This is a genomic window from Cellulomonas sp. (assembly GCF_035634735.1).
Lineage (GTDB): Bacteria > Actinomycetota > Actinomycetes > Actinomycetales > Cellulomonadaceae > Cellulomonas.
This window is the reverse complement of the sequence record NZ_DASQCJ010000217.1, coordinates 1-5607: the sequence shown is the minus strand read 5'-3', so window position 1 is coordinate 5607 and position 5607 is coordinate 1. Positions and strand designations below refer to the sequence as shown.

The window sequence follows — 5607 nt, the reverse complement described above, 5'->3', positions numbered from 1 at the left end:
GCGGTCGGTCCGAACGCGCGGCGACGTGGCAGCAGGTGGTCGGCCGCGGGGCGCTGCGCAGCCGCGGCGCCGACCGCCCGACCCGCCCCACCCGCGACGTCCCGGGCGTCTGAGCGCCTCCGCCGCCCCGGCGCGGTCGCGACCGCGCCGGGGCGGCGGCAAGGTGGGTGCCATGCCCAACCGCCTCGCCCGCAGCACCAGCCCCTACCTGCGCCAGCACGCCGACAACCCGGTCGACTGGTTCGAGTGGGGCGAGGAGGCGTTCGCCGAGGCCCGCCGCCGGGACGTGCCGCTGCTGGTGTCCGTCGGGTACGCCGCCTGCCACTGGTGCCACGTGATGGCGCACGAGTCGTTCGAGGACGAGGGCGTCGCCGCGGTGATGAACAGCCGGTTCGTCAACGTGAAGGTGGACCGCGAGGAGCGGCCCGACCTGGACGCGGCGTACATGGCCGCGACGCTGGCGATGACCGGGCAGGGCGGCTGGCCGATGACGGTGTTCGCGACGCCCGAGGGCGACCCGTTCTTCTGCGGCACGTACTTCCCGCCGGTGCCGGTCGCCGGGCGGCCGTCGTTCGGCCAGGTGCTGGACGCGCTGTCCCGGGCGTGGCGGGAGCGGCGGGACGAGGTGCGCGGCGGGGCGGCGGAGCTGCTGGCGCACCTGGGCGGGGCGCCGGTGGACGGGGCGGGCGCGGTGGACGGGGCGGGCGCCGGGGAGGGGGCGGCGGCGGGCGACGGCGCGTTGGCGGGCGACGTCCCCCCGGCCGGCGCCGACGGCGGCCCCGGCGCCGCGCTCGACCTCGACGCCGTCGCGCAGGTCTCCGACCTCGCCGTCGAGGCGCTGGTCGCGTCGTACGACGCCGAGCACGGCGGGTTCGGCGGCGCCCCGAAGTTCCCGCCGTCGACCGCCCTGGAGTGGCTGCTGCGCCGGCACGCCCGCACCGGCGACGAGCGCGCCCTGGCGATGGCGACCGGGACGCTGGAGGCGATGGCGCGCGGCGGCATGGCGGACCAGGTCGGCGGCGGGTTCGCCCGGTACGCGGTCGACGCGACCTGGACGGTGCCGCACTTCGAGAAGATGCTCGAGGACAACGCGATGCTGCTCCGGATCGCCGTGCACTGGTGGCGCAGCACCGGGTCGGACCTCGCGCGGCACGTGGTCGAGGGCACCGCGGACTGGCTGCTGCGGGACCTGCGGACGCGGGAGGGCGCGTTCGCGTCGTCGCTCGACGCGGACACGGACGGCGTCGAGGGCGCGACCTACGTCTGGACCCGCGCGACGCTCGACGAGGCGCTCGGCGCCGAGGACGGCGCGTGGGCGGCGGGGCTGTTCGGCGTCACCGAGGCCGGCACCTTCGAGGCGGGCACCTCGGTGCTGCAGCTCCGCGCGGACCCCGCCCCCGAGGACGAGGTGCGGTTCGCGCGGGTGCGCCGGGCGCTGCTGCGCGCGCGGTCGGCCCGGCCGCAGCCGGCGCGGGACGACAAGGTGGTCGCGGCGTGGAACGGGCTGGCGGTCGCGGCGCTGGCGGAGGCCGGGGCCGCCCTGGAGCGGCGCGAGTGGGTCGCGGCGGCGGCGGACGCGGCGCGGGTGCTCGACACCGTGCACACGCTGGAGGGCGGCGACGGGCTGCTGCGGCTCGCGCGCACGTCCCGGGACGGCGCGGTGGGGACGGCGCCCGGGGTGCTGGCCGACTACGCCGCGGTGGCCGAGGGGTTCCTCGTGCTGGGCGGGGTGACCGGGGAGCCGCGCTGGGCGGCCCGGGCGTCGGCGCTGCTGGACACGGTGCTGGCGCGGTTCCGGGCCCCGGGGCACGGGTTCCGGGACACCGCCGACGACCAGACCGACCCGGTCGTCGCCCGGCTGTCCACCCGGCCCGACGTCGCGGACGGTCCGTCGGCGGCCGGGCAGTCGGCCGCGGCGGGGGCGCTGCTCGCCCGGGCCGCGCTCACGGGCTCGGCGACGGACCGGCAGGTCGCGGAGCTCGCGCTGGCCGGCCCGCTGTCGACCGCGCACCAGCACCCGCGGGCGGTGGCCTGGGCGCTGGCGACCGCCGAGGCGGTGCTGGACGGGCCGCGGGAGGTCGCCGTGCTCGGCCGGGCGGACGACCCCGGCCGGGTCGCGCTGGTCCGCGCGGCGGTGCGCTCCCCCGCGCCCGGCCTGGTGCTGGCGCAGGGCGACCCGGACGAGGTGGCCGCGGACCCGGCGGCCGTGGGCCTGCTGCGCGACCGCCCGCTGGTGGGCGACCGCGCTGCGGCGTACGTCTGCCGGGGCTTCGTCTGCGACCGCCCGACCACGGACCCGGGCGCCCTGCGCGCGTCCCTCGCGTAGGGGCCCCTCGCCGAGAAGGCAACTCTCGGCTGCGGGGAGACCCCGCATCACAGCCGAGAGTTGCCATCTCGGCGGATGCCTGCGCGCCGCGCGTCAGCGGTCGCGCTTCTCCCGCATGGCGCGGACCGCCTCGAGGTTGTCCTGGCGCTCGCGCAGGGCCTGCCGCTTGTCGTACTCGCGCTTGCCCCGGGCCAGGGCGATCTCGACCTTCGCCCGGCCGTCGAGGAAGTAGAGGGACAGCGGGATGATCGTCTGGCCCTTCTCGCGGGTCTTGGCCTCGAGCCGGTCGATCTCCTCGCGGTGCAGCAGCAGCTTGCGCTTGCGCCGCGGCGCGTGGTTGGTCCAGGTGCCCTGCGAGTACTCGGGGATGTGCACGCCCTCGAGCCAGGCCTCGCCGCCGTCGACCGAGCACCAGCCGTCGACCAGCGACGCGCGGCCGGCGCGCAACGCCTTGACCTCGGTCCCGCTCAGCACCACGCCGGCCTCGAACACGTCCTCGATGAGGTAGTCGTGGCGCGCCTTGCGGTTGGACGCGACGAGCGACCGTCCGCTCTGCTTGGCCATGACTCTCCTCCTGGGGTCGTGCTGGGGGTCGTGCGAGTGCCCCGACGGGTCCGACAGGGGGCGACGCAGCAGCCTAACCGGCCACGCGCCGACCGCCCACCGGATTCCGCTACAGGCCGAGCAGCGGCCGCGGGTTCACCGTCGCGCCGTTGACGTACACCTCGAAGTGCAGGTGGCAGGCCGCCGACGTGCCGGTGTTGCCCGAGTAGCCGAGCAGCTGGCCCTGGGACACGTGCTGCCCGCCGCCGACGACGAAGCTCGTCATGTGGTTGTACGACGTCATCAGCGAGCTGCCGTTGTAGAGCCCGTGGTCGACCATCACCTGGTTGCCGAACCCGTTGCGCCAGCGCGCCCACTGCACGGTGCCCTCGCGGGCCGCGTAGATGGGGGTGCCGCAGTAGGTGCGCAGGTCGATGCCCGCGTGCAGCCGGTAGTACCCGAGGATCGGGTGCAGCCGCATGCCGTACTCGCTGGTGACGTGGATCGGGTTGATCGACGTCGGGTTGCCGAACAGGGCGCCGGACACGGGCCCGGCGGCCGGGGCCGGCTGGCCCGCGGCGGCCGCCGCCGCGGCGGCGCGGGCGCGCTGCTCGTTCGCGACCTTCGTCAGCTCGGCCTCGATCGAGCTCTTCTCGGCGTCGATCGACGCGACCTCGGTCTCCGCGGCCGCCTTCTGGGACGCGAGCTGCGCCTGCTTGGCGGTCTGCTCCGCGATGAGCCGCTCGACCTCGGCCTTCTTGTCCGCGGCCTCCTGGCGCGCCTGCTCCGCCTCGGCGACCTTCGCGTCCGCCTCGGCCTTGAGCTCGGTGATCCGCTCGCGCACGGCGGTCAGCCGCGCCTGGCTGTTCTTGTTCGCCGCCTCGATGTCGGCCAGCTCGTCGAGCACCTGGTTCTGGGTCCGCTGCGCGGCGGCCGCCAGGCCGTACTGCTCGGTGAACTCCTCGACCGTCTGCGCGCCGACCACGATGCTCAGCCCGGACAGGCTCGGCCCGCCCTGGTAGGCCTGGCGCGCCATCTGGCGCATCTGGCTGCGGATCTCGTCGGAGCGCTGGGTGTCCGTGGCGATCGTCGCGCTGATCGACGTCTCCTGGTCCTCGGCGTCCTGCAGCCGCGCGGCGATCAGCTCGGCCTCGCGCTCGTAGCCGGCCAGCGCCTCCTGCGCGGCCGCCAGCGCCGCCTGCGCCGGGGCGAGCTGCTGCTGCACGGCGAGCAGGTCCTGCGCGGTCTGCTGGTACTGCGCGCTCAGACCCTCGAGCGCCGCCTCCGCGTCCGCCCGCTGCTGCTCGTTCTGCGCCTGCTGGCGCTGGAGCGCGGCCTGCCGGTCGTCGAGGTCGTCGCCGATCGCGGAGCCGGCCGCGGTGACGCCGAGCAGCACCGCGAGCGCGCCGGCCAGCGACGCGGCCACGGCGCGGACGCCGCGCGCGCGGCGGGGGGTGAGGGTGCGCATGCTCGCCATCTCAGACCTTCGTGTAGCGGCTCAGGGTGACCAGGGACGAGATCGCGGCGAGCAGGATCGCGGCGGCCACCAGGAACGGCGCCACCTGCCACACCTCGTTGGTGGTGACGTACGGGATCCACGCCACCTGGCCGCCCAGCCAGTCGGTCACGAGGTACCGCACCCCGGCCCACAGCCCGGCGACGGACAGCACCGCGCCGATCGTGGCGGCGATCGCGCCCTCGAGCATGAACGGCAGCTGGATGAACAGGTTCGACGCGCCGACCATCCGCATGATCCCGGTCTCGCGCCGGCGGCTGAGCGCCGACAGCCGGATGGTCGTCGTGATGAGCAGCACCGCGGCCAGCAGCATGACGCCGGCCAGCCCGAGCGAGAGCAGGGTCGCGGAGTTCAGCACCCGGAACAGCGTGTTGTAGAGCTCGCGCTGGTCCTGCACGGTCTCGACGCCCTGCCGCCCCTGCAGCACGTCGGCCACGACCTCGAACTTCTCCGGGTCGGTGAGCTTGATGCGCAGCGACTCGTTCATGTCGTCGACGGTCATCACCTGGGCCCAGTACTGGCCCTCGAACTGGCGCTGGAACGTCTCGAAGGCCTGCTCCTTGGACTCCGCCGTGACGCTCTCGATGTACGGGGCCACGTCGGGCGCGTCGAGCGCGTCCAGGATCGCCTGCTTCTGGTCGTCGGTGACCTCGCCGCCGGCGCAGGTGGGCTCCGACGACGTGCCGGCCGGGCAGAGGTACACCGCGACCTCGACCTTGCCGTAGAAGTCGTCCTGCATCTTGCCGATCTGCATCTGCAGCAGCGCGGCCGCGCCGACGAACGTCAGCGAGACGAAGGTGACCAGGATGACCGAGACGGTCATGGAGAGGTTCCGGCGCAGGCCGATGCCGATCTCCGAGAGGATGAACTGCAGTCGCACGTCGATCCCCCCTCAGCGGTCCGAGCCGTAGACGCCGCGCGACTGGTCGCGCACCATCTCGCCGCCGGAGAGCTCCACGACGCGCTTGCGCATCTGGTCGACGATCTCGTCGTCGTGCGTCGCCATCACGACCGTGGTCCCCGTGCGGTTGATCCGGTCGAGCAGGCGCATGATCCCCAGGGAGGTCGTCGGGTCGAGGTTGCCGGTGGGCTCGTCGGCCAGCAGGATCGCCGGCCGGTTCACGAACGCGCGGGCGATGGCCACGCGCTGCTGCTCGCCGCCGGACAGCTCGTGCGGGCGGCGCTTCTCCTTGCCGGCCAGGCCGACCATCTCGAGCACGTC

Annotated in this window: 5 protein-coding genes; 1 reads left to right on the top strand and 4 read right to left on the bottom strand. The window is 75.0% G+C overall.

What is annotated here, in order from left to right; translation table 11 throughout:
* Window positions 1-172: 172 nt before the first annotated feature.
* Entirely contained in the window at window positions 173-2326 is a 2154-nt protein-coding gene (locus VER05_RS17545) for a thioredoxin domain-containing protein (protein ID WP_324846603.1), read from the top strand.
* A gap of 93 nt (window positions 2327-2419) precedes the next feature.
* Here VER05_RS17545 and smpB read toward each other — a convergent pair whose 3' ends face one another.
* The 4 genes from smpB to VER05_RS17525 form a co-directional block, all read right to left on the bottom strand.
* Window positions 2420-2890 (bottom strand): SsrA-binding protein SmpB, encoded by a 471-nt coding sequence (gene smpB / locus VER05_RS17540; protein WP_147794009.1) that lies wholly within the window; start codon window positions 2888-2890, stop codon window positions 2420-2422.
* 109 nt (window positions 2891-2999) lie between these two features.
* Window positions 3000-4337: a M23 family metallopeptidase gene (locus VER05_RS17535; protein ID WP_324846602.1), complete on the bottom strand. Its 1338-nt coding sequence runs from the start codon at window positions 4335-4337 to the stop codon at window positions 3000-3002.
* A gap of 10 nt (window positions 4338-4347) precedes the next feature.
* A complete protein-coding gene (gene ftsX / locus VER05_RS17530; protein ID WP_324846601.1) occupies window positions 4348-5265 on the bottom strand; it encodes a permease-like cell division protein FtsX in 918 nt (305 codons plus the stop codon).
* A 12-nt stretch (window positions 5266-5277) separates the two neighbouring features.
* The coding region (locus tag VER05_RS17525) for a cell division ATP-binding protein FtsE (RefSeq protein WP_324846600.1) at window positions 5278-5607 on the bottom strand (330 nt) is incomplete at its 5' end.

What these genes read in the sequence shown, in the direction of transcription:
- VER05_RS17535 (WP_324846602.1), bottom strand. Translation starts at nt 4,337, where the DNA reads ATGCGCACCCTCACCCCCCGCCGCGCGCGCGGCGTCCGCGCCGTGGCC.
- VER05_RS17545 (WP_324846603.1), top strand. Translation starts at nt 173, where the DNA reads ATGCCCAACCGCCTCGCCCGCAGCACCAGCCCCTACCTGCGCCAGCAC.
- smpB (WP_147794009.1), bottom strand. Translation starts at nt 2,890, where the DNA reads ATGGCCAAGCAGAGCGGACGGTCGCTCGTCGCGTCCAACCGCAAGGCG.